General features: G+C 65.5%; 27 protein-coding genes and 1 tRNA gene. 21 read left to right on the top strand and 7 right to left on the bottom strand.

Features of this window, described 5'->3' with window-relative positions; genetic code table 11:
- The first annotated feature begins 14 nt into the window (after nt 1-14).
- The gene (locus LJ362_RS04370) at nt 15-1,016 is read left to right on the top strand and encodes a sugar phosphate isomerase/epimerase family protein (RefSeq protein ID WP_264800950.1); all 1,002 of its coding nucleotides are present in this window, start codon (nt 15-17) and stop codon (nt 1,014-1,016) included.
- A 134-nt stretch (nt 1,017-1,150) separates the two neighbouring features.
- Entirely contained in the window at nt 1,151-1,987 is an 837-nt protein-coding gene (gene proC, locus LJ362_RS04375; protein WP_264800951.1) for a pyrroline-5-carboxylate reductase, read from the top strand.
- A gap of 15 nt (nt 1,988-2,002) precedes the next feature.
- On the opposite strand, the gene LJ362_RS04380 is transcribed toward proC, so the two are convergent.
- Nucleotides 2,003-2,884, bottom strand: a complete 882-nt coding sequence (locus LJ362_RS04380; protein WP_264800952.1) for a helix-turn-helix transcriptional regulator — start codon at nt 2,882-2,884, stop codon at nt 2,003-2,005.
- 107 nt (nt 2,885-2,991) lie between these two features.
- Between LJ362_RS04380 and LJ362_RS04385 the strand changes: the two genes are divergently transcribed.
- The 3 genes from LJ362_RS04385 to LJ362_RS04395 all read left to right on the top strand — a co-directional run bounded on the left by LJ362_RS04385 (nt 2,992) and on the right by LJ362_RS04395 (nt 5,258).
- Nucleotides 2,992-3,333, top strand: coding sequence for a DUF485 domain-containing protein (locus LJ362_RS04385; RefSeq protein ID WP_264800953.1), 342 nt, complete (start codon nt 2,992-2,994; stop codon nt 3,331-3,333).
- The gene (locus LJ362_RS04390) at nt 3,330-4,982 is read left to right on the top strand and encodes a cation acetate symporter (RefSeq protein ID WP_264800954.1); all 1,653 of its coding nucleotides are present in this window, start codon (nt 3,330-3,332) and stop codon (nt 4,980-4,982) included. Before LJ362_RS04385 ends, LJ362_RS04390 begins: the two co-directional genes overlap by 4 nt.
- 205 nt (nt 4,983-5,187) lie before the next feature.
- A tRNA-Gly gene (locus tag LJ362_RS04395) sits at nt 5,188-5,258 on the top strand.
- Nucleotides 5,259-5,481: 223 nt separating this feature from the next.
- On the opposite strand, the gene LJ362_RS04400 is transcribed toward LJ362_RS04395, so the two are convergent.
- Nucleotides 5,482-6,144: a potassium channel family protein gene (locus tag LJ362_RS04400; protein ID WP_169251660.1), complete on the bottom strand. Its 663-nt coding sequence runs from the start codon at nt 6,142-6,144 to the stop codon at nt 5,482-5,484.
- A complete protein-coding gene (locus LJ362_RS04405; RefSeq protein ID WP_264800955.1) occupies nt 6,137-7,555 on the bottom strand; it encodes a TrkH family potassium uptake protein in 1,419 nt (472 codons plus the stop codon). The genes LJ362_RS04400 and LJ362_RS04405 overlap by 8 nt, the downstream gene beginning before the upstream one ends.
- A 59-nt stretch (nt 7,556-7,614) precedes the next feature.
- Here LJ362_RS04405 and LJ362_RS04410 point away from each other — a divergent pair, with 59 nt between their 5' ends.
- The 15 genes from LJ362_RS04410 (at nt 7,615) to ccsB (ending at nt 22,005) form a co-directional block, all read left to right on the top strand.
- A complete protein-coding gene (locus LJ362_RS04410) occupies nt 7,615-8,811 on the top strand; it encodes an acetoin utilization protein AcuC (RefSeq protein ID WP_264800956.1) in 1,197 nt (398 codons plus the stop codon).
- 230 nt (nt 8,812-9,041) lie between these two features.
- Nucleotides 9,042-9,140 (top strand): 30S ribosomal protein bS22, encoded by a 99-nt coding sequence (locus tag LJ362_RS04415; protein WP_009882927.1) that lies wholly within the window; start codon nt 9,042-9,044, stop codon nt 9,138-9,140.
- A gap of 72 nt (nt 9,141-9,212) precedes the next feature.
- A complete protein-coding gene (locus LJ362_RS04420; RefSeq protein WP_264800959.1) occupies nt 9,213-9,458 on the top strand; it encodes a glutaredoxin family protein in 246 nt (81 codons plus the stop codon).
- Between the two features lie 27 nt (nt 9,459-9,485).
- Nucleotides 9,486-10,181 (top strand): redox-sensing transcriptional repressor Rex, encoded by a 696-nt coding sequence (locus tag LJ362_RS04425; protein ID WP_264800960.1) that lies wholly within the window; start codon nt 9,486-9,488, stop codon nt 10,179-10,181.
- Entirely contained in the window at nt 10,178-12,313 is a 2,136-nt protein-coding gene (hemA, locus tag LJ362_RS04430; RefSeq protein ID WP_264800961.1) for a glutamyl-tRNA reductase, read from the top strand. The genes LJ362_RS04425 and hemA overlap by 4 nt, the downstream gene beginning before the upstream one ends.
- Nucleotides 12,262-12,654, top strand: a complete 393-nt coding sequence (locus LJ362_RS04435) for a hypothetical protein (RefSeq protein WP_264800962.1) — start codon at nt 12,262-12,264, stop codon at nt 12,652-12,654. The genes hemA and LJ362_RS04435 overlap by 52 nt, the downstream gene beginning before the upstream one ends.
- Nucleotides 12,651-14,255 carry a uroporphyrinogen-III synthase gene (locus LJ362_RS04440; RefSeq protein WP_264800963.1) on the top strand — a complete coding sequence of 535 codons (1,605 nt, stop codon included), beginning with the start codon at nt 12,651-12,653 and terminating at the stop codon, nt 14,253-14,255. The genes LJ362_RS04435 and LJ362_RS04440 overlap by 4 nt, the downstream gene beginning before the upstream one ends.
- Before the next feature lies 1 nt (nt 14,256).
- Nucleotides 14,257-15,285, top strand: a complete 1,029-nt coding sequence (gene hemB / locus LJ362_RS04445) for a porphobilinogen synthase (RefSeq protein WP_264800964.1) — start codon at nt 14,257-14,259, stop codon at nt 15,283-15,285.
- Nucleotides 15,285-15,752, top strand: a complete 468-nt coding sequence (locus LJ362_RS04450) for a MarR family winged helix-turn-helix transcriptional regulator (RefSeq protein WP_264800965.1) — start codon at nt 15,285-15,287, stop codon at nt 15,750-15,752. Before hemB ends, LJ362_RS04450 begins: the two co-directional genes overlap by 1 nt.
- Before the next feature lie 69 nt (nt 15,753-15,821).
- The gene (gene hemL / locus LJ362_RS04455; protein WP_264800966.1) at nt 15,822-17,183 is read left to right on the top strand and encodes a glutamate-1-semialdehyde 2,1-aminomutase; all 1,362 of its coding nucleotides are present in this window, start codon (nt 15,822-15,824) and stop codon (nt 17,181-17,183) included.
- A complete protein-coding gene (locus LJ362_RS04460) occupies nt 17,180-17,821 on the top strand; it encodes a histidine phosphatase family protein (RefSeq protein WP_264800967.1) in 642 nt (213 codons plus the stop codon). Before hemL ends, LJ362_RS04460 begins: the two co-directional genes overlap by 4 nt.
- Nucleotides 17,818-18,417, top strand: coding sequence for a TlpA family protein disulfide reductase (locus LJ362_RS04465; RefSeq protein WP_264800968.1), 600 nt, complete (start codon nt 17,818-17,820; stop codon nt 18,415-18,417). The genes LJ362_RS04460 and LJ362_RS04465 overlap by 4 nt, the downstream gene beginning before the upstream one ends.
- On the top strand, nt 18,414-19,178 hold the full coding sequence (locus LJ362_RS04470) for a cytochrome c biogenesis CcdA family protein (RefSeq protein ID WP_264800969.1): 765 nt from the start codon (nt 18,414-18,416) through the stop codon (nt 19,176-19,178). The genes LJ362_RS04465 and LJ362_RS04470 overlap by 4 nt, the downstream gene beginning before the upstream one ends.
- Complete coding sequence (locus LJ362_RS04475; protein WP_264800970.1) at nt 19,178-20,845, top strand: cytochrome c biogenesis protein ResB; 1,668 nt, start codon at nt 19,178-19,180, stop codon at nt 20,843-20,845. Before LJ362_RS04470 ends, LJ362_RS04475 begins: the two co-directional genes overlap by 1 nt.
- Before the next feature lie 155 nt (nt 20,846-21,000).
- Nucleotides 21,001-22,005 (top strand): c-type cytochrome biogenesis protein CcsB, encoded by a 1,005-nt coding sequence (gene ccsB, locus LJ362_RS04480; RefSeq protein ID WP_264800971.1) that lies wholly within the window; start codon nt 21,001-21,003, stop codon nt 22,003-22,005.
- Between the two features lie 369 nt (nt 22,006-22,374).
- On the opposite strand, the gene LJ362_RS04485 is transcribed toward ccsB, so the two are convergent.
- Nucleotides 22,375-22,815, bottom strand: a complete 441-nt coding sequence (locus tag LJ362_RS04485; protein ID WP_264800972.1) for a PLD nuclease N-terminal domain-containing protein — start codon at nt 22,813-22,815, stop codon at nt 22,375-22,377.
- A gap of 84 nt (nt 22,816-22,899) precedes the next feature.
- On the opposite strand from LJ362_RS04485, the gene LJ362_RS04490 reads away from it, so the two are divergent.
- Entirely contained in the window at nt 22,900-23,190 is a 291-nt protein-coding gene (locus LJ362_RS04490) for a DUF4229 domain-containing protein (protein ID WP_101546796.1), read from the top strand.
- Between the two features lie 137 nt (nt 23,191-23,327).
- On the opposite strand, the gene LJ362_RS04495 is transcribed toward LJ362_RS04490, so the two are convergent.
- From LJ362_RS04495 to LJ362_RS04505, 3 genes are read right to left on the bottom strand one after another with little or no spacing between them, the layout of a single operon-like run.
- A complete protein-coding gene (locus tag LJ362_RS04495) occupies nt 23,328-24,260 on the bottom strand; it encodes a 1,4-dihydroxy-2-naphthoate polyprenyltransferase (protein WP_264800973.1) in 933 nt (310 codons plus the stop codon).
- 38 nt (nt 24,261-24,298) lie between these two features.
- Nucleotides 24,299-25,537 (bottom strand): AMP-binding protein, encoded by a 1,239-nt coding sequence (locus tag LJ362_RS04500; RefSeq protein ID WP_264800974.1) that lies wholly within the window; start codon nt 25,535-25,537, stop codon nt 24,299-24,301.
- Nucleotides 25,538-25,556: 19 nt separating this feature from the next.
- Nucleotides 25,557-26,477: a 1,4-dihydroxy-2-naphthoyl-CoA synthase gene (locus tag LJ362_RS04505; protein WP_264800975.1), complete on the bottom strand. Its 921-nt coding sequence runs from the start codon at nt 26,475-26,477 to the stop codon at nt 25,557-25,559.
- Between the last annotated feature and the right edge of the window lie 30 nt (nt 26,478-26,507).

The following is a 26,507-nucleotide window of genomic DNA, read 5'->3' on the forward strand; positions in this document are numbered from 1 at the left end:
TTAGACTGGAAGAGATGAGCAAGAAGTCGAAGTCCCAGCGGAAGGTGTTGACCACCAAGAATTCTGCGCGTTCGAATTCGAAGCGCCACAAGGAGTACTTCGACAAACACGACGTCTACGAGAATGACGCACATCACGTCTCCGACAATCGGATCAGACTCGGCCTCTCCAGCTCCTCCGTCTCACCCATGACCGTCGAGGAGACCTTCACCCAAGCGGCCAAACACGGCTACGACGGTGTCGAGATCATGGTCACCCATAACACCGAGACCCGTGACGTCGACCTCATCAACGGACTCGCCGGCGACACCGGACTCGACGTCATCTCCCTGCACGCGCCGACCCTGCTGTTCCTGCCCCGGGTGCTGCACAAAGACCATTGGGAGAAGCTGCGGATCACCGCGAACCTCGCCAATGAAGTCGGCGCTGACACGGTCGTCCTCCACCCGCCGTTCCGCTGGCAGGGCGAATACGCCCTCGGCTTCGTCGACGGCGTCCGCCAGGTCGCCCAGGAGACCGGTGTGAGACTGGCCGTGGAGAACATGTACCCCTGGCGGGCCGGTCTGCGCGAGATCCAGGTCTACTACCCCGACTGGAACCCCCTGGACGAGGACTACGACGACCTCACCTTCGACTTCTCCCACGCATCCACCGCCGGCATGAATGCCCTGGAGACGGTGGGCGAGATCTTCGACCAGCTCCGCCACGTCCACCTCACCGACGGGGCCGGCTCACTCAAGGACGAACATCTCGTTCCGGGCGAAGGCACCATGCCCGTCGCCGAGACCCTGCAGTACCTCGCCAAACACAATTGGCAGGGCGACGTCGTCGTCGAGGTCAATACCCGATTCGTCCGCAGACAGTCAGCGCGCGAGAAGATGCTCGCTGACTCCATAGCCTTCGCCCGTGAACACCTCGGCCTCGACGCGGATACTCCGCGACGCAACGCCCACAGCCACACCCGCACCTCCGAGCACAGGCCCTCGCGATCCGGAAAAGCCGGCGCCGAGAGCTGACCCTGCGAGCGACCGCGACGTCGCACATCAACCGGCCCGTCTCCGCATCGCCACGCCCGACCTCGCACCGGCACGCTTAAGCGCAGGGACACCCACCGACCATCACACATCAGATATCGAAAGGCTGACGCATTTTGACCACCATCGCCTCCATCGGAACCGGCAACATGGGCACGGCCCTCATCCAGGGAATCCTCACCGCCGACGCGAGCATCACCGTCCGCGCGACGACGAATTCGACCGCCTCGGCGCAGCGGCTCCGCACCGATCTGCCCACAGCCACGGTCACCTCGTTGGAGGACGATGCCGAAGCGAATCGGAAAGCCGCGGCCGGAGCCGATTTCGTGTTCCTCGGCGTGAAGCCGTGGATGATGGCCGAGACCCTGCGTGGACTCGCCGACGACCTCGACCAGGACTCCGTGCTCGTATCCATGGCGGCCGGCGTCGCTGCCGCAGACCTCGCGCAGCTTGCCCCCGAGAATCCGATCGTGCGGATCATGCCGAACACGCCGAGCGCCATCGGCCACGGCGTCATCGCGCTGGCCCCCACCGCCGAGGTGACCGCTGCCAGCGTGGACACACTGAAGTCGCTGTTGTCGGGCGCCGGCCTCGTCGTCGATCTCGACGAATCCCAGATCCCGGCCATGACCGGAATCTCCGGGTCCGGAGTGGCGTACTTCTTCCTCCTCGCCGAGGCCATGATCGCCGCAGGTGTCAAGCAGGGCCTGAGTGAGGACGTCGCCCGTCAGATGGTCGTGGCCACAGCCGACGGCGCCGGCCGACTCCTGACCGAGAAGCCCGACCCCGCCGCGCAGCGTCAGGCCGTGAGCAGCAAGGGCGGGACGACCTTGGCCGGACTCCAGCAGTTCCTCGACTCCGGGATCTTCGATATCGCCGAGGCGGCCGCGCAGGCGGCGGCGGACCGTTCCCTGGAGATGGAACGTGAGAACTCGGAGGTCATCAACGGGTGAGCCGATCCTCCCCGCTCAGGGGAGGACGTGGGACGAGCGGGCGATGGACACGGCCTCATGGCGGGTCCGTGCCGAGAGCTTGACCATCGCCGTATTGAGATAGGACTTCACCGTCGACTCGCGCAGCGACAGCGCCTCGGCGATGCGGGCATTCGGCCAGCCCAAGGCGACATGCGAGAGGATGTCGGTCTCCCTCGGCGACAGCCTGACTGCGGGCACCGGCGTCTGGAAGTTCTCCGGATTGTGTCCGGAGAGAATATCGGCCAGGCGCGTCTCGATGCCGGTGAGCTTCTCTCGGGTCTCCCCATCGACGATCCCGGAGCGGATGGCTCTCAGCTCGGCATAGGTGTGCCGGAGAGCTTCGCGTCCCGAGGGATCCAGATCCGGGTAGAGCGGTTCCTCCTTGACGGGGCCGCGCGGTTCCTGCCGGTATCCGAGTCGAGCGAGATCGACCGAGAGCTGTCGTACCCGTCTGACGAGGTCTCCCGTCTGCGGGGCGGCGGCGTTGTAGTCGGCGCGGTGGCCGCAGTAGACCATACCGGTGACCTCACCGCCGTGCAGTGTGGGGACGGCGACGAGGACACGGATGCCCTCGCCGAGGACCTCCTCGTCGTAATGGTGGGTTATGAGAGGGTCGATCTCATAATCGCGGGTCAGCTGCGGAGTGCCTTCGGTCATGGCCCGTCCGCCGAGGCCGCGCCCGGTGCTGACGATGAGGGTCGAGAGCAGGTTCTTATCGGCGCCGGCGACGGCTTCGACCGCGACCGAATCCTCTTCGACCATGCCTCCGAAGACGACGTCACCCGTGCCGCTCTGGTGCAGGGAATCGACGGCTTCGACGAATAGGCGACGGGTCTCGACCTTGAGAGCCCGCGTTTCCTTGGCGTGCGCATTCATGTGAACAAGCTACCAACTTTCGGTGGTATTCCCTAGCGCATGCTGAACGTTACCTTTGGGTCATGTGATTCAGGACACTGATGTTCTGTCCATTCAAAGGAGAAAGAATGACTGACCCTGTCAACGCCGGTGTTGACTTCCTCGCAGAGGAGGACAAGCCGGAGTTCAAGGCCCTCAAGCGCAAACGCTTCTCGGTGGTGATCCCGCTGTCGATCGCGTTCCTCGTCTGGTACTTCCTCTACGTCATCCTCAGCACGTACGCCCACGATTTCATGTCGACGAAGGTCGTGGGGGAGATCAACGTCGGACTCGTATTCGGACTGCTGCAGTTCGTGACGACTTTCGCGATCACGATGTTCTACGTCTCGTTCGCCAACAAGAAGCTCGACCCTCCCGCGGAAGCGATCCGTAAACGACTGCAGGCCGAATCGGAAGGACACCGCTCATGAGCACTCTGGCAATCGGAGACTTCGTCGCTTCCGGAGTAGACCTCCTCAGCGCAGCGACCACCGAGGTGGAGAACAACCCGGTCCTCAACATCACGATCTTCGCCGCATTCGTCGCGGTCACGATGTTCATCGTTCTGCGGGCCAGCCGCAACAACAGATCCGCTTCGGACTACTATGCGGGCGGCCGGTCGTTCACCGGACCGCAGAACGGCTTCGCCATCGCCGGTGATTACCTCTCCGCCGCATCCTTCCTCGGCATCTGCGGCGCGATCGCGGTCAACGGCTACGACGGATTCCTCTACTCCATCGGCTTCCTCGTCGCCTGGCTCGTCGCCCTGCTCATCGTCGCCGAACTCATGCGCAACACCGGCAAATTCACCATGGCCGATGTGCTGTCCTTCCGCCTCAAGCAGCGCCCCGTGCGCATGGCGGCAGCTCTGTCGACCCTGGCGGTCTGCTTCTTCTATCTGCTCGCGCAGATGGCCGGCGCCGGCGGGCTCGTGTCTCTGCTCATGGGCATCGACGGCAAGGTCGGCCAGTCGCTGGTCATCGCCGTCGTCGGCGCGCTGATGATCATCTACGTCCTCGTCGGCGGAATGAAAGGCACTACCTGGGTGCAGATCGTCAAGGCGATCCTGCTCATCGCCGGCGCCTTCGCCATGACCATCTGGGTGCTCGCACTCAATGGCTTCAACCTCTCGACCCTGCTGGCCTCGGCCGTGGACAACGCAGCCGAAGGAGTCGGGGAAGGCGTCCTCAACCCGGGTCTGCAGTACGGCGAGAATCCTCTCGACTTCATCTCCCTGGCACTGGCGCTCGTGCTGGGCACGGCGGGTCTGCCCCACGTGCTCATGCGCTTCTACACCGTCCCCACTGCCAAGGAAGCTCGCCGATCCGTGGTGTGGGCGATCTGGCTCATCGGTGCGTTCTACCTCTTCACCCTCGTGCTCGGCTATGGTGCGGCTGCACTCGTCGGCGCCGACGCGATCAAGAACGCTCCTGGCGGCGTGAACTCCGCTGCGCCGCTCCTGGCGCTGCAGCTCGGAGGGCCGCTGCTCATGGGCTTCATCTCCGCGGTCGCGTTCGCCACGATCCTCGCGGTGGTGGCGGGTCTGGCGATCACCGCGGCGGCCTCGTTCGCTCACGATATCTACGCCAACGTCATCAAGAAGGGCCACGTCGAGGACTCCGAGGCGGAGGTCAAGATCGCCCGCCGCACTGTCGTCGTCATCGGTGCGGTCGCGATCATCGGCGGCATCGGAGTGCAGGGACAGAACATCGCATTCCTTGTGGCCCTCGCCTTCGCCGTCGCCGCCAGTGCTAACCTGCCCACGATCGTGTATTCGCTGTTCTGGAAGCGCTTCACCACTCGCGGTGCGGTGTGGTCGATCTACGGCGGACTGATCTCGGCGATGGTGCTCATCGCGTTCTCGCCTGTCGTCTCTGGCTCCGAGACCGCGATGATCCCCGGTGCCGACTTCGCGATCTTCCCGCTGTCGAACCCCGGCATCATCTCGATTCCGCTCGGCTTCATTCTCGGCTGGATCGCCTCGGTGACCGACCGGACGGTGGAGAGTCCCGAGCTGGCCGCCGAAATGGACGTCCGTGCCCATACCGGATTCGGCGCCGAGGAGGCTGTCGAGCACTGATCCCATCCGCCATCCGCGTGTTCGAAGTGCAGACGACCCGATTCCGGTCAGCACACATGCACTTCGAACACGCGGTGGTCGGTGTCTGCGGCCGCCCCGTCGCCGTTCGCGGAGGTGGGAAGCTGTAGACTGGATCGATTCGCCGATCGTGGCATGGCCGCACCAGGTCTTACCTGGGTGGATACCTGCTGACCAACGGTGACATGCGGGCGTAGCTCAATGGTAGAGCTTCGGCTTCCCAAGCCGATGACGCGGGTTCGATTCCCGTCGCCCGCTCTCTTGATACCCGTTCTGTGTGCACATCTCTTGGTGCCTGCGCGGTATTCTCCAAAGTTAGGTCACCATCGGATACTTTTAGCGCGTAAGAGTATCCGATGGTGACCTATTCTTCACTGGAAGTATCCGATGGTGACCTGAAGGCGGAGGGCGGGAGAGCCTCCTGCAGCCGTCTCGGCGCCCCTGTTGCGCGCACAGCCGGCGGACGGCGAAGCATCGCAGCCTACGGGCGGCCGGCGAAGCGGCCGAGCAGCTCGACGTGTCCGGCGACGATGAGCAGATCCTGTTTGCCCACGCGGGTCGTCGGGTCGGCGTAGGTGAAGTCGCGGCCGGGGCTCTTGATGCCCACGATCGTCACGCCGTACTTGTCGCGGACACCGGACTCGCTGAGAGTGAAGCCCTGGATCTCCCGCGGCGGCCGCATCTTCACCACGGCGAAATGGCCCTCATCGAACTCGATGTACTCCATCATCCGCGAACTGACCAGGTGGGCGACGCGGCGACCGGCATCCGACTCCGGGTAGAGCACATGATGGGCGCCGATGCGGTGGAGGATCTTGCCGTGCGACGGCGAGATCGCCTTCGCCCACACCTGCGAAACGCCCAGGTCGACGAGGTTGGCGGTCGTGAGCACGCTGTCTTCGATCGAGGTGCCGATCCCGACGACGGCAGTCGAGAAGTCACCGGCACCGACCTGGCGCAGTGCGTCGATGTTCGTCGAATCGGCTTCGACGACGTGGGTGAGTTTGCCGCTCCAGTCCTTGACGAGCTCGGGATTGTGCTCGATGGCCATGACCTCGCGACCGAGTTTGGCCAGAGTCGCCGCGGTAGAGGACCCGAAACGCCCCAGTCCGATGACCAGGATTGAAGTGTGTTCGTTAGCCAACGACCGGCCTTTCCTCGGGGTAGCGGTACAGGCGCACCGAATCCTGCATGGACAGTGCAGCCGCCAGTGTAATCGTACCGAGTCGACCGATGAGCATGATCACCGACAGAACGTAGAGTCCCGAGTTCGGCGAGGTCGCCGACACCCCGGAGCTCAGGCCCACGGTGCCGAAGGCGGAGATCACCTCGAACAGCACCCGATCAAGCGGTTCCGCACTGATCTGCAGCATCGTCAGGGTGCCGATGAAGACGATCATCGCACCGGTGAGCAGGATCGAGATCGACAGTTTGATCGTCGACGACGTCAGCCGCCGACCGAACACGTTCACGTCCTGCAGACCCCTGGCCTCGGCATACGCAGCGAGGACGAGCACGGCCACCGTCGTCACCTTGATTCCGCCTGCTGTCGACGACGAACCGCCGCCGATGAACATCATGAGATCCATGAGCAGATGCGACGCTTGGCTCATGTCCGCGACCTCCATCGTCGAGAAGCCGCCGGATCGGGGCATGACCGCCATGAACAGCACTTCGACGAAGGTGTGGCCGGCGTTCTTATCGCCCAGGGTGGCCGGGTTCGCCGACTCGAACAGCGCCAACAGCAGCAGCCCGATCGCCAGGACCGTCGTCGTGGTCGTCAGCGTCAGCTTCGTATGCAGATCCCATCGGCTGGGCCGGTTCCAGAACATCGCGACCATGAGCACGACCGGGAACCCCAGGGACCCGACGAACACCCCTGCCATGAGCAGGGACAGAATCCACGGATCGGAGGCGAAGTACGCCGCCCCGCCTTCGTGGATGGTGAAACCGGCGTTGTTGAAGGCCGAGATCGAGTAGAACACCGAGTACCAGATCGAGTCGCCGAGCGATTCCCCGCGGATGAGGAACCGTGGGAACAGCAGCACCGCGAGGATCGATTCGGCGGTGAAGATGGTGATGACCACGGCCTTGAGCAGCGAGCCGACCTGACCCAGATTGAGCGCCGAGGTGGCCTGCTGAGCGATCAGTCGCTGCCGGACTCCCAGCCTCCTGGAGACAGCCATGCCCAGCACCGAGGCGAGGGTGAGGATTCCGAGACCTCCGACCTGGATGCCGGCGGTGATGACCGAGATCCCGAAGTCTGACCAGTACTCCTCCGTGACGACCGGGGTCAGCCCGGTCACACACACGGCGGAGACCGCCACGAACACCGAGTTCGCGATGTGTGTGGCCTGATCGACCGAACCGGGGTCGCGCATGCTCGCCGGCAGCATCAGCAGGATCGCGAACGCCGCGACGACGGCGACGAAGGACCCGATCGCCAGTTGTGCCGGTGAGGCCACGGCAAGGTCGTCGACGAAGTCACGGACCCACCGGCCCGGCTTCAGCAGCCGATCGAAGCTCGGCGAGGAATTCTTGGACACAATCACCATGGTAGAGCCGGTGGCCCCGGAATCGGCGCAAGTGAGCTGCGCCATATAGCATGGTGGGCATGGCCGAAAATGATGTGTATGTCGTTTGGGACGACGAGGTGACCGGTTACAACTTCGGTCCCAGCCACCCCATGCACCCTCTCAGGCTCGACCTGACAGCGAAGCTCGCCGACGACTTCGGACTCTTCGACGCAGACAACGTCCACGTCAATCCCATCGGCGAGATCGATGAGGCCAAGCTCGCCCGCCTCCACGACCCCGACTACATCGCCGCGGTCAAGCAGGCCGGCACCGAGGAGGGCCTCGAAGAGCGGGACGCGAACAGATACGGAATCGGCACCGAGGATGTTCCCGGGTTCGAGAATATGCACACCGCCTCGGCGATGCTGTTCCAAGGCAGCGTCAACGCCGCGAACGCGATCATCTCCGGAGACTTTCGACGCGCGGTGAACTTCTGCGGCGGAATGCACCACGCGATGCCGGGCAAGGCCAGCGGCTTCTGCGTCTACAACGACGCGGCCGGAGCGATCACCGAATTCCTCGAAGCCGGATACGAGCGCGTCGTCTATCTCGATATCGACGCCCACCACGGTGACGGTGTCGAGACGTTCTTCTGGGACGACCCTCGAGTGCTCACGATCTCGATCCACGAATCGGGGAAGTTCCTCTTCCCCGGCACCGGGTACCCCGCCGATATCGGGGGACTCAAGGCGGCCGCCTCGGCGGTGAATATCGCCCTGCCTCCGCGCGCGGGCGACGCGGACTGGCTGCGCGCCTTCGACGCCACCGTCCCGCAGGTCGTCGCCGCCTTCGAGCCTCAGGTCGTCGTCTCCCAGCACGGGTGCGACGGTCACCGGGCGGACCCGCTTACCCATATGCGTCTGAGCGTCGACGCGATGCGCATCGCCGCCGAACGCATCCGCGACCTCGCCGTCGACCATGCCGATGGACGCTGGCTGTCCGTCGGGGGAGGGGGCTACGCGATCATCGACGTCGTGCCCCGCGCCTGGACGAACCTCCTCGCCGTCGCCGCCGGCCGCGATATCGATCCCGGAGCCCGGATCCCCGGACGCTGGGCCTCCTACGCGCAGACGAAGACCGGGCGCGAGGCACCGCTGTCGATGACCGACGGCTTCGATGGGGCGTTCGAACCGTGGTCGAAGGGGTTCGACCCCGAAGTCGAACTCGACCGTGCCGTGATGGGCACCCGGAAGAACATCTTCCCCTTCTTCGCACTCGACCCCTACTTCGACTGATCGATATCGGTCGACGCCCGTCGACCCAGCCGAACGCGAGTCCGGCCCTGCCGTGCACGCCACCCGGGCCGAACCCGATCCCCGCGTCCGCGCGGATCGCCTGGCACCGCCGTTGTGGATCTGGACACAGTTTTGGGAAAGCAGGCGGCCAAGCGATAGAATTGCACGGTTAGTTCAATGGGCGGGCACCTGATGTTCACCCTCCACCGACAAGCACAAGGGGTACCCGAGTGGGCTCAGTCATCAAGAAGCGCCGCAAGCGTATGTCGAAGAAGAAGCACCGCAAGCAGCTTCGCAAGACACGTCACCAGCGTCGCAACAAGAAGTAAGACCCAACGGTCCTACGCCCCCGCTCGAGTGATTTCTCGGCGGGGTTTGTTGCACCCGATGAGGAGTGAGCCATGGTCGATCTGACCTTTCTCACGCGTGTCGACTGCCATCTGTGCGCTGATGCGCTGCAGGCTGTCACCGAGGTGGCTGCGGGCAGAGATGTGACCGTGACGGAGATCGACATCGACACCGATGAAGATCTGGCTGCGCAGTACGGCTGGGACGTTCCGGTCGTTCTCCTCAACGGGCGACAACACAGTTTTCATCGAGTCGATAGGGATCGGCTGTCCAAGGCGCTCGACGCCTTGGGCGCATGAGATCGATTGAAGGAGTGAGGCGGATTCGTGGGCGAGATTCTGTCCGCCAACAGGATTGAGGGTGTCGTTCGCAAGGACGTACCCGAGCGCGTGATATCCCGACTCCCGATCTATCTGCAGACCGTCGAGACGATTGCCGCCACCGGCCAGGACACAGTTTCGTCGGAGGACCTTGCCGCCCGCAGCGGTGTGTCCCCGTCGATTCTGCGCAAAGACCTGTCCCAGCTGGGGCGATCGGGAACCCGCGGGGTCGGCTACTCCTGTCCGGAGCTGGCCGCGACCCTGCGGACGTTCCTCGGCCTCGACCGCGACCGCCGCGTCGCCATCATCGGCGCCGGACGGCTCGGCTCGGCACTGGCCGACTACGCCGGATTCCGTCGGCGCGGCCTGCGCCTGACCGCCGTCTTCGACATCGACGAGGAGAAGATCGGCACCTCCATCGGCGCCCTGACCGTCTCTTCCCTGGACGACCTTACCGCCTGGTCCGAAGACATCGACCTGGTGGTCATGGCCGTCCCCGCAGCCGCGGCACCCGCGGCGGCCCAGAAGGCCGTCGAAGCAGGTGTGCGCGGCATTCTCAACTTCTCACCCACCGTGCTCGACGCACCGGATACCGTGCGTGTCCATCAAGTCGACTTGGCCAGTGAGCTGCAAGTACTCGCATACTATTCGGCGCTGGACACGGCACCGCTCAACCCTGGTTTTGAGGAGCACAGGAATTGACTCTTTTGGTTCTCGGCATTTCACATCAGTCGGCTCCGATCGACATGCTCGATCGGATGGCCTTCGGCGCCGGTGAGGTCGGCACTCTGCGACGGGACGCCTTGGCCGGAGAGAACATCGACGGACTCGCTGTGCTCTCGACGTGCAATCGTCTCGAACTCATCGCCGACGTCTCCGCCTTCCACGGGGGACTGGCCGATCTCGGCAACGCGCTCGTGTCGTCGATCGACAAAGAGTGGTCCGATATCGCCGGGCACTTCTACGCCCACTACGACCACCAGGCCATGGAGCACCTGCTCAAGGTCGCCTGCGGACTCGACTCCATGGCTATCGGCGAAGCCCAGATCCTCGGTCAGCTCCGGACTGCGTTCACGAATTCGCAGTCGGACAGGGCGCTGACCTCTGAACTCTCCCAGGCGTTGCAGCAGGCGCTGCGTGTGGGCAAGCGCGCGCATTCGGAAACCGACCTCGGAGACGTCGCCCGGTCCCTGTTCGGTGCTGGAATCGAAGCCTCGGCCGCACACATCGGATCCCTGCGTGCCGCGAACGCACTGGTCATCGGCGCCGGAGCCATGTCGGGCCTCGTCGTGTCCGGGCTGCACAAGGAAGGCGTCGCCCACATCACCGTGCTCAACCGCACCCTCGACAAGGCCGAACGCCTCGTCGCCGAGGTGGGCGGACGTGCCCGCGAACTCACCCCGCGCATCATGGCCGAGGAGATCGCCGACGCCGACCTCATCGTCTCCTGCACCGGTGCCCGCGGAGTCGTCGTCAGCCGCGACGACATCGTCGCCGGACTCTCGCAGAACCCCAAGGGTGCAGCGAACAAGGCCTTCATCGACCTCGCCCTGCCGCACGACATCGACCCCAGCGTCCGCGAGTTCGAACATGTCGCCCTCTTCGGCCTCGGCGAGATCCGCGAACTCCTGCGCGGCTCCGACAAGGAACGCGACGCGAAGGTCGTGAGCACTGTCGAAGAGGTGCGCTCCATCATCGCCGCCGAGCTGGAGAACATCGCCACCGGCAACAAGGAGCGCTCGGTCGCTCCCACCGTGACCGCTCTGCGCTCCCATGCCAAAGATGTGCTCGCCTCCGAGACCCAGCGCCTGGAGAAGAAGCTCGGTGACTCCGTCGACGAAAAGGCGTTCGCCGAGATCCGCAAATCCCTGCACCGGGTGGCGGAGAAGCTCATCCACACCCCGACCGTGAAGGTCAAGGAACTCGCTGTGACCGAATCCGAGGTCGACTACGCTCAGGCGCTCATGCAGCTCTTCGACCTGCCGGTCAACAAGGTCGCCCACGCCAAGACCACTCCGGAGACGAAGGTCGCGAAGGCCGCCAGCGCGCATCATGTCGAGGCCGACGGCATCCGCCCGGTCGCCGATCACACCCTCGACATCGTCGAACCCGAACACTTCACCGGCCGCACCGTGCGTCTGGGCACCCGCCGGTCGCAGCTGGCCCGCTCCCAGTCCACGGCGATCGCCCACCAGATCGCGGCTCTGACCGGCTGGCGTGTCGAGATCGTCGAGGTCGTCACCGAGGGCGATGTCAACATGTCGCCCCTGGCCGGTTTCGGCGGCACCGGAGTCTTCGTCTCCGCCGTCCGACAGGCCCTCCACCAGGGCAAGATCGATCTGGCCGTGCACTCGCTCAAGGACCTGCCCACCACCCCCGAGGCGGGAATCCAGATGGCTGCCATCCCGCCGCGCGTCGACCCGGCCGATGTCCTCATCGGCCGTGACGGGCTGAGCCTGAACGACCTGCCCTCCGGGTCCGTCATCGGCACCGGTTCGCCGCGTCGTGCCGTTCAGCTGCGCGCCGCACGTCCCGATATCGAGGTCCGCGGAGTGCGCGGAAACGTCGACACCCGCATCGCCCATGTCCGCGACGGCCGCCTCGACGCCGTCGTTCTCGCCGCCGCCGGAGTGCGTCGCATCGGGCGTCTGGCCGAGGCCACGGATTCGCTCAACTTCGACGTCATGCTCCCGGCACCGGCCAGGGCGCCCTGGCGGTCGAGACGCGCAGCGCCGACAGTGCCTTCGCCACCACCGCGGACATCCTCGACAGCGACGCCGAGGTGCGGGCGGCTCTGCGCCGGATCCACGACCAGACGACCGACCTCGCCGTGACCTGCGAGCGGGCGATCCTCTCCCGCGCCGAAGCCGGCTGCTCGGCTCCGATCGGCGCGCTGGCGAAGATCGAGGGCACCGAGTTCATCGTCGATGCCGTGATGGCCGATGACGACGGCAAGCTCGCTCGCACGCGTCAGAGCACCGAGCTGCCCGCCCTGCTCGACGTCGACTGGAGCACCACCGGCGAACAGCAGCTGTCGGTGACCGCGAAGGAACTCGCTCGCATCGCGGACGAACTCGGCACCGCAGCGGCCGAGGACCTCCTGGGACGCCTCGGCATCGACCCGGCCGTCAGCGCCGATCACCTCACCCCCGTCAAGGCTCAGGAGCAGGGATGAACAGCGAACCGACAACGGGCCAGGTGCAGCCGCGCCGACTCCTGCCGGCAGCCCCACGCGTCGTCTTCATCGGCAGCGGACCCGGCGAATCGGGTCTGATGACGATGCGCGGCGCCGAGATCCTCGCCACCGCCGAAACCGTCGTCTACGACGCCGATGTGCACTCCGAGATCGTCACCGCCTATGTGCCGCAGGCCGCGATGCTCATCGATGCCGCCGACCTCGGGGCCGCCGCCTCGACCCGCGGCCGCCGCATGGCGGAGCTCGCCCGCCCGGACAAGACGGTGGTGCGGCTGAGCTCGGACGACGGAATCATCTTCACCACCACAACTGCGGAAGCCGGAGTCTGCCGCAAGGAACAGGTCGAGGTCGAAATCGTGCCCGGAGTCGGGCTCTCCGCCTCGACGGCGGCCTTCACCGGAACGGCTCTGACGACCAACCGCGTCCGGTCGGTGCGCTTCATCGAAGCCGGTCCGCAGACCCATGTCGACGTCTCCCGCCACCGGAACACGACCCATGTGCTCACCGGCAGCGCAGCCGCCCACGAACAGGCCATCGAAGCCCTGCTCGCCGATGGCTGGGACGAGGACACGAAGGTCCTCCTCGGCTGGGGAATCTCCACCATCGAGCAGACGAGCGTGGAGACGACTCTGAAGCAGGCGCTGTCCATGGCGCAATCAGGAACCGATCGTATGGTGGTGATCATGGGGCAGGGAGTGGAATCCAGAGGAGAACTCGGCTGGTTCGAATCCAAACCGCTCTTCGGCTGGCAGGTCCTCATCCCACGGACGAAGGAACAGGGCACCTCCACCGCTGAAGCTCTGGCCGAACTCGGCGCGGTCGGCACCGTGGTGCCGACGATCGCTGTCCAGCCGCCGCGCACACCGACCCAGATGGAGAAGGCGATCCGCGGCCTCGTCGACGGATCCTACGAATGGGTCGGCTTCACCTCGGTCAACGCCGTGCGCGCCGTGCGCATGTGGTTCGAAGACTTCGGACTCGACTCCCGTTCGATGGCCGGCGTCAAGGTCGCCGCCGTGGGCGGTCGCACCGCCGCGGCACTGGTCGACTGGGGGATCACTCCCGACCTCGTCCCCGACGGGGAGCACTCCGCACGCGGGCTGGCCGCAGCCTGGCCGGACTTCGTCGATGACATCGACCCGATGAACACGGTTCTCCTGCCTCGTGCCGATATCGCCACCGAGGTGCTCGTGGCCGGGCTGCTGGAGAAGGGCTGGGACCCCGACGACGTCACCGCCTACCGAACCGTGCGAGCGTCCCCGCCGCCGGCTCCGATCCGCGAGTCGATCAAGGCCGGCGACTTCGACGCCTTCCTCTTCACGTCCTCATCGACGGTGCGCAACCTCGTCGGCATCGCCGGCAAGCCCGCCCCCACCTCGGTGATCTGCTGCATCGGCCCGGCAACGGCGAACACCGCAGCCGAACACGGACTGCGCGTCGACGTCCTCGCCGAGGAAGCCAACCTCACCTCGCTCATCGACGGTCTCGTCGAATTCGCACTCACCCAGCGCGCCGAAGACGTGGAAGCCGGGATCTCCCCGCAGCGTCCGAGTCAGAAGCGCCGCAGAAGGAAGGCCTGACATGTCATTGGTTCCCGGAACCGTCCGCCCCCGTCGGCTGCGGTCGACCCCGGCCCTGCGTCGCCTCGTCTCCGAGGTGCGGCTCCATCCAAGCGAGCTCATCCTGCCGATGTTCGTCAAGGAGGGTCTGAGCGAACCACTGCCGTTGGGCGGAATGCCCGGAGTCGTCCAGCACACTCTCGATTCCCTGCTCGAGGCCGCCCGGGAAGCGGTCGCGGCCGGAGTCGGCGGGCTCATGCTCTTCGGCATCCCCGAACACAAGGATGAGATCGGCTCACAGGCCGACGACCCCGAGGGCATCCTCAACCGGGCGCTGTCGCTGCTGTCGGGCGAACTCGGCGAGGACACCGTGGTCATGTCCGATCTGTGCCTCGACGAGTTCACCTCACACGGCCACTGCGGAGTCCTCGACGAGAACGGTGCGGTCGACAACGACGCCACCCTCGACCGCTACGCCTCGATGGCGCTGGCCCAGGCCCGCGCCGGGGCCGAGGTGCTCGGGCTGTCAGGCATGATGGACGGCCAGGTCGCCTACTGCCGTGAGGCCCTCGACGCCGCTGGATTCACCGACACCGTCGTCATGGGCTACACCGCGAAGTACGCCTCCGCGTTCTACGGACCCTTCCGCGAAGCCGTCGACTCCGAACTCAAGGGCGACCGCAAGACCTACCAGCAGGATCCCGCGAACGGTCGCGAAGCGCTGCGCGAGCTCGGCCTCGACCTGGCCGAAGGCGCCGACATCGTCATGGTCAAGCCGGGACTGCCGTATCTCGACGTGCTCGCCGAGGTGGCCCAGGAATCCATCGTGCCCGTGTGGACCTACCAGGTGTCCGGAGAGTACGCGATGATCGAGTTCGCGGCCGCCGCCGGAGCCATCGACCGGGAGAAGGCGATCGAGGAGTCCCTCATCGCCTTCAAACGTGCCGGTTCCGATGCGATCCTCACCTACTGGGCCACCGAGGTCGCCCAGCGCCTCCAGGTGGAGGCCGCCGGCCACATGTCCGACCGCGACGCCCGCGGAGGCCGGTGATGACCGAGCCTCGCTGGCTCTCGGCGGTCGACCAGAGAGCCTGGCGCAGCTACCTCAACGGCTCTCAGCTGCTCAGCACACAGCTGGACAAGGAGCTGCGTGAGAAGCACGGCATCGGCCTGCCCGAATACGAAATCCTCGTACGTCTGTCCGAACACGACGACCGGACGATGCGAATGGCGCTGCTCGCCACCGACACGACCATGTCCCGGTCCCGGCTGACCCACTGCGTCGCCCGAATGGAGAAGCGCGGACTGCTCGAGCGTTCCGCCATCCCCGAGGACGGCCGTGGGGTCAACTGCGTGATGACCGAGGCCGGATGGCAGCTGCTGCGGGCCGCGGCACCCGATCACGTCGCCGGAGTCCGCAGCCACCTCGTCGATCTTCTCGACCCCGAGGAGATGGAGACCCTGGGGCGGATCTTCACCAAAGTCTTCGACCATATGACAGACATCGACGGCTACTGAGCCGTCCCCACGCGTAACTGAGAACGATCCCGGGACGAAACCCGACCCGCGAAGAATCAGAGGAGAACCATGACGACAGCAGAGACGAACGGTCACACCACCGATCGGTCCGCCGCCCTCTTCACCCGCGCCGAGGCGGTCATCCCCGGTGGAGTGAACTCCCCGGTCCGCGCGTTCAAGGCCGTCGGCGGCACCCCCCGTTTCATCACCGAGGCGACCGGTGCGTGGCTGCGCGACGCAGACGGCAACGACTACATCGACCTCATCGGGTCCTGGGGTCCGATGATCATGGGCCACTCCCGCCCCGAGGTCGTCGCCGCCGTCCAGGAAGCCGCCGTCAAGGGGTTCTCCTTCGGCACCCCGTCGACCGGTGAGGTCGAACTCGCCGAGGAGATCGTTCGCCGCGTCGATCCCGTCGACCAGGTGCGCCTCGTGTCCTCGGGCACCGAGGCGACGATGTCGGCGATCCGTCTGGCCCGCGGTTACACGGGACGGTCCAAGGTCGTGAAGTTCGCCGGCTGCTACCACGGTCACGTCGACTCGCTGCTGGCCCAGGCCGGCTCCGGACTGGCCACGTTCTCTCTGCCCGACACCCCCGGAGTCACCGGAGCCCAGGCACAGGACACGATCGTCGTCGACTACAACGACGCCGCCGGTCTCGAAGCCGTATTCGCCGAACACGGTGAGGACATCGCCTGCGTCATCACCGAGGCCAGCCCCGGCAATATGGGCGTCGTGCCTCCCCGCGACGGTTTCACGAACACCATCCGACGGCTGACCAAGGCCCACGGTGCGCTGATGATCAGCGACGAAGTGATGACCGGCTTCCGTGTCTCCGCTGCCGGCTGGTACGGCTACGAGTCCGAGACTCTCGGCTACCCAGATGGCCCGGCCGACCTGTTCACCTTCGGCAAGGTCATGGGCGGCGGCTTCCCGGCAGCGGCCTTCGGCGGTCGCGCCGAGATCATGGCCCACCTCGCCCCGTCCGGCCCCGTCTACCAGGCAGGAACGCTCTCGGGCAATCCGGTGGCCACCGCTGCCGGTCTGGCCACGCTCCAGCTGACGACCGAACTCGACGTGTACTCGCACATCGGTCGTGCCGCGGACGCTCTGCGCCCGGCCGTCGCTGCGAGCCTGGAAGCCGAGGGCGTCGCCCACGTCATCCAGTCGGCGAACTCGATGTTCTCCGTGTTCTTCACCGACATCGACGTGACGAACTACGACCAGGCACGGGCTCAGAACGTCGACCGCTACACCGCATTCTTCAACGCCATGCTCGATCAGGGCATCCATATGCCCCCGAGCGCGTTCGAAGCCTGGTTCCTGTCCTACGCCCACACCGATGAGGTCCTCGACCGGATCATCAGCGCCCTGCCTGCGGCGGCCAAGGCAGCGGCCGCGGTTCCGGAGGCCGGGAAGGCGCAGTCATGACCACCATCCACCTCGTCCGCCACGGCGAAGTCGACAACCCCGACGGCATCCTCTACGGGCGACTGCCGCATTTCGGTCTCACCGAACGGGGACGCGAGATGGCCGTGCGCGTGGCCGAGCACTTCCACGCCGCGCCCACTCGTCCGGTCGAACTCGTCGCCTCTCCGCTTCTGCGAGCACAGCAGACGATTCGTCCGCTGTCGAAGTCCCTCGACCTGCCGGTGTTCGACGACGACCGGGTCATCGAGGCGGCGAATTCCTTCGAGGGACAGAAGCTCAATGCGCGTCGGCTGGCCGAGCCGAAGAACCTGGTGCGCCTCTACAACCCTCTCACCCCGTCCTGGGGAGAGCCGTACAAGCAGATCGTGCTGCGCATGCGGGCCGCCATGGCCAGTCTGAGAGCCAAGCTCGACCACCACGGCCCGGACGCCGAAGGAGTCATCGTCTCCCACCAGCTGCCGATCTGGATGACGCGACTGTCGGGGGAGGGTCGTTCGCTCGTGCACGACCCGCGCAGACGCGAATGTGACCTGGCTTCTATCACCAGTTTCACATTCGATTCCTCCACACTGGTGTCCGTGAGTTATGAGAGCATCTGTGCGGATCTGCAGCCGGGCACCGCGGTGGCGGGAGCATGAGTTTCGGACGCCATACCCTCAACCGTCGGGCCCTCTTCACCTCGGCGCTCGCCGCCGGAACGGCCCTGGCGCTCAGCGCCTGCAGCGAGAACGATGAGCTGGCCGATCAGGCCGGATCCGACCAGGGGTACGTCTCCGGTTCGGGAGTCGTCTCGCAGGTGGCGGCCGAGGACCGCGGCGAACCCCTCGAACTGAGCTTCGAGACCCTCGACGGAAAGTCGATGTCCCTGGCCGATCTGCGTCCCACCCCGGTCGTCGTCAACCTCTGGTACGCGGCATGCCCGCCGTGCCGGAAGGAAGCCCCCGACCTGAAGTCCGTGTCCGAGGAATTCGGGGACAAGGCCCAGTTCATCGGCGTCAACGTCCGCGACCAAGACGCTGCGGCCAACGCGTTCATCCAGAACTACCAGGTGCCGTACCCGAACATGCTCGATTCGAACGGTGAGATGGTGTCTCTGCTCTCCGGAGTGCTGCCCCCTCAGGCCACCCCTTCGACGGTGGTCCTCGACGCGAAGGGCCGGGCCGCGGCCAGAGTCGTCGGTGAGATCGATGCCTCGACTCTCAAGGGACTCATCGAGGACGTGCTGGCCGAGTGAGTGGACTCGGGGCGGACTTCGCCCAGACCGTCCTCTCCGGACCGCTGCTGCTGGCTGCCGGCGCTGCGGCCCTGGCCGGACTCGTCTCGTTCGCCTCACCATGTGTGCTGCCCCTGGTTCCCGGCTATGTCGGGTACGTCACCGGGCTGTCCGGATCATCGCTGAGAGACAAGCAGACGTGGCGAGTGGTCGTGGGCATCAGTCTGTTCGTCCTCGGCTTCACCGTCGTCTTCGTGCTGCTGGGGACCAGCTTCTCCGCGCTGGGAGCGCTGTTCTCCCAATGGCAGTCGGTCATCCTGCGCGTACTCGGCGTCATCGTCATCCTCGCCGGCTTCGTGTTCATGGGCGGATTCGGTCTGCTGCAGAACGAACGTCGCATCCGCGCCAGACCGAAAGCCGGACTCTGGGGCGCACCGGTGCTCGGAGCGACCTTCGCCCTCGGGTGGGCGCCCTGTGTGGGACCGACCCTGTCGGCCGTGCTGAGCATGTCGGTGAGCTTCGGCGGTGACGGGATGATCTGGCGCGGAGCGCTGTTGGCCTTCGTCTACTGTCTCGGCCTGGGCATCCCGTTCATCCTCCTGGCGCTGGCGATCCACAAGGGCGCGGGACGACTCGTTTGGGTGCGCAGGCATCAGACCGCGATCGTGCGGGCCGGCGGCATCATGCTCATCATCCTCGGTGTGCTCATGGCCAGCGGCGTATGGAACATGTGGATGACCTCTCTGCAAGGTCTCATCAATGGATTCGAAGTGGTGATCTAGTGGCGGGCTCAACCGAAGGCTCGGAGAAGACGCAGCCGAAATCGGGTGCGAAGACGACGGCGAAGCAGGGAGACAAGACTGCCGCGAAGTCGACCGTGACGCAGCCGCAGCTCGGGTTCATCGGCATGTGCCGGTGGGCCTGGACCCAGCTGACGACGATGCGTGTGGCACTGATCCTCCTGCTCATCCTCGCCCTCGCCGCAATCCCCGGATCTCTGCTGCCGCAGCGGATCCAGGACCCGGGCCGGGTGAACACCTTCCTGGAGAACAACGGTGCCTGGGGGCAGTTCCTCGACACGATCCAGATGTTCGACGTCTACTCCTCGGTCTGGTTCTCCGCGATCTACCTCCTGCTGATGATCTCCCTCATCGGCTGCATCATCCCGCGGACGAAGCAGCACTGGAAGGCGATGCGCTCGTCCCCGCCCAAGGCACCGAGGCGGCTGTCCCGGATGCCCGGATACGCCGCCTTCACCTCGGCGCAGGCAGAGGCAGAGACCCGTGAGGATGCGGATGAGGCGTTCCTCGACGCAGCGGAGGCCCGGCTGAAGAAGTCCGGGTACCGCATCAACCGGCAGTCCGATCACATCGCCGCCGAACGCGGCTATCTTCGCGAGACCGGCAATCTCGTCTTCCACATCGCGCTGCTCATGGCGACCCTGACGATGGCGATCGGATCGCTGTTCGGCTACGAAGGTCAGCGCATCCTCGTCGAGGGGGAGACGTTCTCGAATTCGCTGGTCTCCTACGATTCCTTCGAACCCGGCTCCTACTACGATGCCGACAATCTGCCGGACTTCCGGCTCAAGCTCGATTCCTTCACCTCCACCTTCGACGATCAGGCGGTGGGTAACCAGTTCGGTCAGCCGCGCACCTTCGACGCGAAGGTGACGACGACCGCGGACGGGACGACAGAATCGCACGTCCTCAAGGTCAACGAGCCCGTGCGGGTGGGCGGCGTCGGCGTCTATCTCACCGGCAACGGCTACGCCCCCGAGGTGACCGTGCGCGATGCGAAGGGCGATATCGTCCAGTCCGGTCCGCAGGTGTTCATCCCGGACGGCGGGGACCCCGGATACACCTCCGAGGGTGTCATCAAGGTCCCGGACTCGGCCGGCACGCAGATGGGCTTCGTCGGAGTGTTCCTGCCGACGGCCGCACAGAACGAGAACGGTGAGCTGATCTCGAGCTTCGCCGAGCTGCGCAACCCCTACCTCGTGATGAGCGGGTACACCGGCGACCTCGGCCTCGATTCCGGAGTCCCGCAGTCCGTGTACTCCCTCGACGCGGAGAACATGACGGAGATGACCGACGCGTCGGGCAACCCGCTCGTCATCCAGCTTGCCGAGGGGGAGACGCAGAAGCTGCCGAACGGCGGTTCGGTGACCTTCGACGGAGTCAAGAAGTACATCGCCGTCGACATCTCCCAGGACCCGACACAGGCCCTCATGCTCATCAGCGCGATTCTCGTTCTGGCCGGACTCGGCCTGTCCCTGTTCATTCCCCGCCGACGCGTGTGGGTGCGGATCAAGAACGGCGACGCCGAGGTGGCTGCCCTGGCTCGCGGTGAGGATCCCATGGTCGAACGCGCCGTCGATGACCTGGTCAAGGACCTGCGCGATCCGGAACCCGATGAGGGCGAGCACGGTGAGGACGACGAAAGATGAACCCGAAGTACTACGCGGAGTAGAATAGCCGCGGAGTGCGCGTCGCCGGTGGCTTCGTCACGGAGTCGGCAGGGCGCGCACCGACAAATGGTCAGACAGAGAGTCTGGCAGCAGCAACCTGCGATAGAGGAGCACTTGCCCGGTGCGGAGGATGAATGGACGTCAACACTGACCTCGCAATGTGGTCGAACCAGCTGATCATCTCGGCGATGATCGTCTACGCCGTCGCCATGATCTTCTACGCCTTCGATCTTTTCGGCGCGCGTGAGCTCAAGACCTCCGAAGCCGAGGTCGCCACCTCGGCCAAGGCCAGCACGGTGCGGCGGACAAACCGGAAGACGGCGACGACTGCCGTCCTTGACCGACCCGGTGACGACGACGCCGCGACGGTGAAGTCGTCCCGGAAGAACAAGCACCGCGGAGCCCGCATCGGCACCTCGCTGCTCGTGCTCGCCATGCTGCTGCACGTCGGCGGCGTGCTCACCCGTGCCCTGTCCGTCTCACGTGTGCCGTGGGGCAACATGATGGAGTACGTCCTCACCGCCACCGCGATCACCGTCATCGTCTTCCTCGTCGTGCTGACGAAGAAGGACGTGCGCTACCTGGGAACGTTCGTCTCCGGGGGAGTGCTGCTGTGCCTGGGACTGGCGATCACCGTCTTCTACACGCCTGCCGCGAAGCTCATCCCGGCGCTGGATTCGTACTGGATCGCCATCCACGTGCCGATCGCGATCCTCTCGACCTCCCTCCTCTACATCTCTGCGATCCTGGCGGTCTTCCAGATCCTGAAGAGCGTGCATGAGACGAAGAGTCCGAAGTGGCTGCGGTTCCTCCACCGTCTGCCCTCGAGCACCGACCTCGAGCGGATCTCCTACCGGATCGCTGCAGTCGGCTTCATCACCTGGACGTTCACTCTCATCGCTGGCGCCATCTGGGCCGAGGTGGCATGGAGCCGCTACTGGGGCTGGGACTCCAAGGAGATCTGGACGTTCGTCGTCTGGGTCATCTACGCCGCATACCTGCACGCTCGTGCGACCCGCGGTTGGGGGCCGACGAAGGTAGCCGTGCTCAACCTCATCGGCATCGCCTCGGTGATCTTCAACTTCACCGTCGTCAACATGTACTTCAACGGCCTGCACTCGTACTCCGGCCTCGACTGAGGCGGCAGGCCGGCCTCACGTCCGACCGCTGCGGTGCCCCGCACCGGGAGCCGGAGCTGCTGGCGGCCCAGTCTGAACGGCCCAGTCTGAAGCGAACAGCCCATGTTTGAAACAGGGCTATCCGCCTCAAACTGGGCCGTTTGCGTGCCGGTTCGATGCCGTGACCAGGCGGCGAAAGACTGTTTCGGCTCAGTCTGCTCTGAAATCATCACGTTCTTCGGTGAGCCGTTCAGAGAATGGAGTGCCTATTCGCCGGATCGAAGAGTGGCAACGCACCTGCGGTGTCGATGCCGTCGTCGAACAGCGGCGGTGCGGCGCGGGTGCGGCAAGGCGCCAGAGCGAGAAGCTGCTGGTACGCCGAGGATGTGCTCAGTTCGAGCGGCCGCGGCCGTCGCCCTTGGTGCCCCGGTCGTCGGAGTCGGCTGACGTATCAGCGGAGGAATCCGCGGGATCGCCGTCATCATCGGGCTTGGCGGAATCATCGCGCGGTGGCTTCTTCTCGTCGTCCTGAGCCGGAGGCGCATGCTTGCCGAGCTTGAGTTCGCGATCGACCTGACGCAGATAGTCCGGATCATCATCCGGGGCGACCTGACCGCGAGGACGGGTGCCGCGGGTGGGCTTGTCTTCGGAACCGCGTCCGAACAGATACCAGAGGATGAACCCGAGGACGGGGATGAAGAGGATGATGAGTGCCCATACAGGTTTGGGCAGGACTCGAATCAGACCCCGATCGCGCAACAGGCAATCGAAGAGTCCGTACAGTGTCACCGCTGCCGCCAGGACGATCGCGGCAATGAGTAGTCGAGCCATGCAACAAGGATAGTCCACCAACCTGAGTGCGGCCTCCAGCGAGCGGTGACAAGACTGTCACGATCGGAGGCTAAAATGAGTTCAATGCGCACCTTCTGGCTCTACACACTCGCTCGCTTCGGCCTCATCATCGCCGCTGGCCTCGTTCTGTTTCCGTTCCTCGGCTTCAATCTCGTCATGGCGATCGCCGCCATCATCATCGGCGCGCTGCTGAGCTACCTCTTGCTCGGTAAGATGCGCGCCCAAGCAGCGACCGAGATCGAAGCAAAGGTCGCCAAGCGAGCCTCCAAGCCCAAGCGCGTCGGCGCCGATGAAGCTGCAGAAGATGAGATCGTCGAGGAGCGTCTCGGAGAAGACGGCGACCAGTCCAAATGAACTTGTGGCTCAGCCGAATGAGCTGCGGCTCGGCTGAGGCGGCTCAGATCCGAATGAGCCGGGGCCTTTCAGCGCGCTGAGCCTTGGGACGCCAGGCGACTGAGCCTTGGAACACCAGGCGTCAGCACTGAAATGCCTCAGAGCGCCAGACCGAGACCCATCAGTGCGGAGAACGCCAAACCGGTCAGTCCGGTGGATTTGATCGGCGGAATCAGGCCGGGCCCCGTCGTTCCGCTGAGCACCGTCTTGAGCGGATTGAGTGCTGGGACGAGGGCGAGGATCGCCAAGGCCACGGCGGGATGTCCGTCGAGGATCGCCAGCGCCAGCAGAGCGAACGGCAGCAGCACGAGCACCGCATAGGTGATGCGTGCGGCATTGTCGCCCATCCTCACGGCCAGAGTGATCTTGCCTGCCTCGATGTCTGTCGGGATGTCGCGGAGGTTGTTGACCATGAGCACGGCCGAGGCCAGAGAGCCGATCGCCACGGCTCCGGCCCAACCGCTGAGGCTGAGATGACCGACCTGCATCCACATCGTGCCCAAGGTCGCCACGAGCCCGAAGAACACGAACACGAAGACCTCGCCGAGGCCCATATAGCCATAGGGGCGTCTGCCCCCGGTGTAGAACCAGGCGGCGGCGACGGCTGCTGCTCCGACGACGAGGAACCACCACGCCTGTGAGATGAGGATGAGCACGATGCCCGCGACCCCGGCCAAGCCGAAGAAGACGAAGGCGGCCCGTTTGACCTCGTGAGGTTCGGCCAGCCCGGTCGCGGTGAGCCGGACCGGTCCGACGCGTTCGTCATCGGTGCCGCGGATGCCGTCCGAGTAATCGTTGGCGTAGTTCGAGCCGATCTGCAGGCACAGGGAGACGAGGAGGGCGAGGAATCCGCGCAGCAGGATCTGTCCGAAGCTGACGTGGTCGTCCTTGCCCGAGATGTCGTCGAGGATGAAGGCGGTGAATCCGCCGAGCGATCCGATCGCGGCGCCGGTTCCGATGAGGACGGGTGCGAGAGCCAAGGGCAGAGTTCGCAGTCGAGCTCCAGAAATCCACTGGGCGGCATCAGCCATAGTCCTCGCTCACCTTCCTGTCGAATTGTGGAGCCGTCTCATGTTAGCGGTTGTTCACCGGTATGGGTATTCGCGTCACGCGCCATGAGATCGGCGGCGATGCGGGCCGCCGCCCGGCGATCGGGCTTGCCGATCGACCGATCCGGGATCTCGGCGACCGGGAAGACGAGCTGTGGCAGCAGCTGCCCCGTCATCCCGTGGTCGAGGGCGTTGAGCCTCCGTGCCGATTCTCGCGGATCCACGGCTCCGACACCACCTCCGCCATCGGCGAGGCGGACGAGCGCGACGATCCGTCTGCCCCATTCCTCGTCGGGCACCCAGGTCACGAGCATCTCCTCGACTCCCGCCTTCTGCCAGCTCGGCAGCAGGCCGGTCTCCAGGGCGTGCGGGGAGACGTTCGTGCCCCCGGAGACGATGATGTCATCGGCGCGGCCGAGCACGCTGAGCACACCGGAATCGAACCGGCCCAGATCGCTGGTGTGCATGATCCGCCGTCCCGCCTCGTCGACGGAGAGGGCGGGGGACTCGACCGGTGTGATCGCTCCGTCGGCGCCGATCTCGACGTAGCCGTCGGCGACGACCGGGCCGCTCAGATCGATCGTCCCCGCCTCGGTGATGGTGACGTCGACGCCGTCGAACGGAGCCCCGTCATAGACGCAGCCACCCGCCGTCTCGCTCATCCCGTAGGTCCGCACGATCGCCAGCCCCGCGGCTTCGGCGCGCTCGAGCAGGGACGGTGAGATCGCCGCTCCGCCGAGGAGGATGTGCGTGATCCGTGCGGCCGCAGCGGTCGCCGCGTCGTCCTCGAGGATGCGGTGGAGCTGGGTGGGCACGAGCGAGGTGTACGTCGGTCGGTCGCCCACCCGTTCCAGCAGATTCGTGACCTCGGTGGCGAAGGACCGAGCGGTGAACCTCGCCGAGGCGGCCCTGACCGGGGCGCGGCCCGCTAAGCGGGCGCGCAGTTCGACTTGGAACCCGGCGATGTGGTTGACCGGCAGGCACAGGTGCCAGTCACCCGGTCCGGCGAGGAACCGTTCGGTCGCCCTGGCCGAGGTGGTGAGAGCGTCTGCAGACAACGCCACCGCTTTCGCCTTCCCTGTCGAGCCGGAGGTGAAGAGGATGAGGGCCGGAGCAGGACCGTCTCCTGCCCACTTGCCGGGGAACACCTCGGTGACGGCACCGTCCCGATCCGAGGGGAGGATGAGGATCGAGGTCCCCGCAAGTGCCCGATCGATGGCCTCGGGCAGCTCTTGAAGACTGAGTTCGCGTGTGGACACAGTTACGGGAACCGGCCGCTCAGTAGTACCAGGGGAACGGCGACCAGTCGGGATCGCGCTTTTCGAGGAAGGCGTCGCGACCCTCGACCGCCTCGTCGGTCATATATCCCAGTCGGGTGGCTTCTCCGGCGAAGACCTGCTGGCCGACCAGCCCGTCGTCGACGAGGTTGAAGGCGAACTTGAGCATGCGCTGCGCGTTCGGTGACTTGCCCAGGATCTCCCGCGCCATCTGGAGGGCCGCGCTCTCGAGATCGGCGTGGTCGACGACTTCGTTGACGGCACCCATATCGGCCATCTCCTGCGCGGAGTAGGTGCGGCCCAGGAAGAAGATCTCGCGGGCCTTCTTCTGCCCGACCATCTTCGCCAGGTAGGCGGAACCGTAGCCGGCGTCGTAGGAGCCGACATCGGCATCGGTCTGCTTGAACTTCGCGTGTTCGCGTGAGGCGATCGTCATATCGCAGACGACGTGGAGGCTGTGGCCTCCGCCGGCTGCCCAGCCGGGGACGACGGCGATGACGACCTTCGGCATGGTGCGGATGAGGCGCTGGACCTCGAGGATGTGGAGGCGGCCGGCACGAGCCGGATCGACGCTCTCACGGGTCTCACCGGAGGCGTACTGGTAGCCGGAGCGGCCGCGGATGCGCTGATCGCCGCCGGAGCAGAAGGCCCAACCGCCGTCATTCTCGCTCGGGCCGTTGCCGGTGAGCAGCACGGCGCCGACGTCGGAGGTCTGGCGAGCATGGTCGAGAGCGCGGTAGAGCTCGTCGACGGTGTGCGGGCGGAAGGCATTGCGGACCTCTGGACGGTCGAAGGCGATGCGCACGCAGCCGATGTCGTTGCCGGTGGCAGGGTCGATGGCCCGATGGTAGGTGATATCGGTGAAGTCGAACCCGGAGACTTCGCGCCAGGCAGAAGGGTCGAAGATTTCAGAAACCGTCATGGCCCCAGCCTAGCGCTTGGATGTTGTGGT

Source organism: Brevibacterium sp. JSBI002, assembly GCF_026013965.1.
Classification (GTDB): Bacteria; Actinomycetota; Actinomycetes; order Actinomycetales; family Brevibacteriaceae; genus Brevibacterium.

What these genes read in the sequence shown, in the direction of transcription:
- LJ362_RS04370 (WP_264800950.1), top strand. Translation starts at nt 15, where the DNA reads ATGAGCAAGAAGTCGAAGTCCCAGCGGAAGGTGTTGACCACCAAGAAT.
- LJ362_RS04380 (WP_264800952.1), bottom strand. Translation starts at nt 2,884, where the DNA reads ATGAATGCGCACGCCAAGGAAACGCGGGCTCTCAAGGTCGAGACCCGT.
- LJ362_RS04385 (WP_264800953.1), top strand. Translation starts at nt 2,992, where the DNA reads ATGACTGACCCTGTCAACGCCGGTGTTGACTTCCTCGCAGAGGAGGAC.
- LJ362_RS04390 (WP_264800954.1), top strand. Translation starts at nt 3,330, where the DNA reads ATGAGCACTCTGGCAATCGGAGACTTCGTCGCTTCCGGAGTAGACCTC.
- LJ362_RS04405 (WP_264800955.1), bottom strand. Translation starts at nt 7,555, where the DNA reads ATGGTGATTGTGTCCAAGAATTCCTCGCCGAGCTTCGATCGGCTGCTG.
- LJ362_RS04410 (WP_264800956.1), top strand. Translation starts at nt 7,615, where the DNA reads ATGGCCGAAAATGATGTGTATGTCGTTTGGGACGACGAGGTGACCGGT.
- LJ362_RS04420 (WP_264800959.1), top strand. Translation starts at nt 9,213, where the DNA reads ATGGTCGATCTGACCTTTCTCACGCGTGTCGACTGCCATCTGTGCGCT.
- LJ362_RS04440 (WP_264800963.1), top strand. Translation starts at nt 12,651, where the DNA reads ATGAACAGCGAACCGACAACGGGCCAGGTGCAGCCGCGCCGACTCCTG.
- hemB (WP_264800964.1), top strand. Translation starts at nt 14,257, where the DNA reads ATGTCATTGGTTCCCGGAACCGTCCGCCCCCGTCGGCTGCGGTCGACC.
- LJ362_RS04450 (WP_264800965.1), top strand. Translation starts at nt 15,285, where the DNA reads ATGACCGAGCCTCGCTGGCTCTCGGCGGTCGACCAGAGAGCCTGGCGC.
- hemL (WP_264800966.1), top strand. Translation starts at nt 15,822, where the DNA reads ATGACGACAGCAGAGACGAACGGTCACACCACCGATCGGTCCGCCGCC.
- LJ362_RS04460 (WP_264800967.1), top strand. Translation starts at nt 17,180, where the DNA reads ATGACCACCATCCACCTCGTCCGCCACGGCGAAGTCGACAACCCCGAC.
- LJ362_RS04465 (WP_264800968.1), top strand. Translation starts at nt 17,818, where the DNA reads ATGAGTTTCGGACGCCATACCCTCAACCGTCGGGCCCTCTTCACCTCG.
- ccsB (WP_264800971.1), top strand. Translation starts at nt 21,001, where the DNA reads ATGGACGTCAACACTGACCTCGCAATGTGGTCGAACCAGCTGATCATC.
- LJ362_RS04485 (WP_264800972.1), bottom strand. Translation starts at nt 22,815, where the DNA reads ATGGCTCGACTACTCATTGCCGCGATCGTCCTGGCGGCAGCGGTGACA.
- LJ362_RS04490 (WP_101546796.1), top strand. Translation starts at nt 22,900, where the DNA reads ATGCGCACCTTCTGGCTCTACACACTCGCTCGCTTCGGCCTCATCATC.
- LJ362_RS04495 (WP_264800973.1), bottom strand. Translation starts at nt 24,260, where the DNA reads ATGGCTGATGCCGCCCAGTGGATTTCTGGAGCTCGACTGCGAACTCTG.
- LJ362_RS04505 (WP_264800975.1), bottom strand. Translation starts at nt 26,477, where the DNA reads ATGACGGTTTCTGAAATCTTCGACCCTTCTGCCTGGCGCGAAGTCTCC.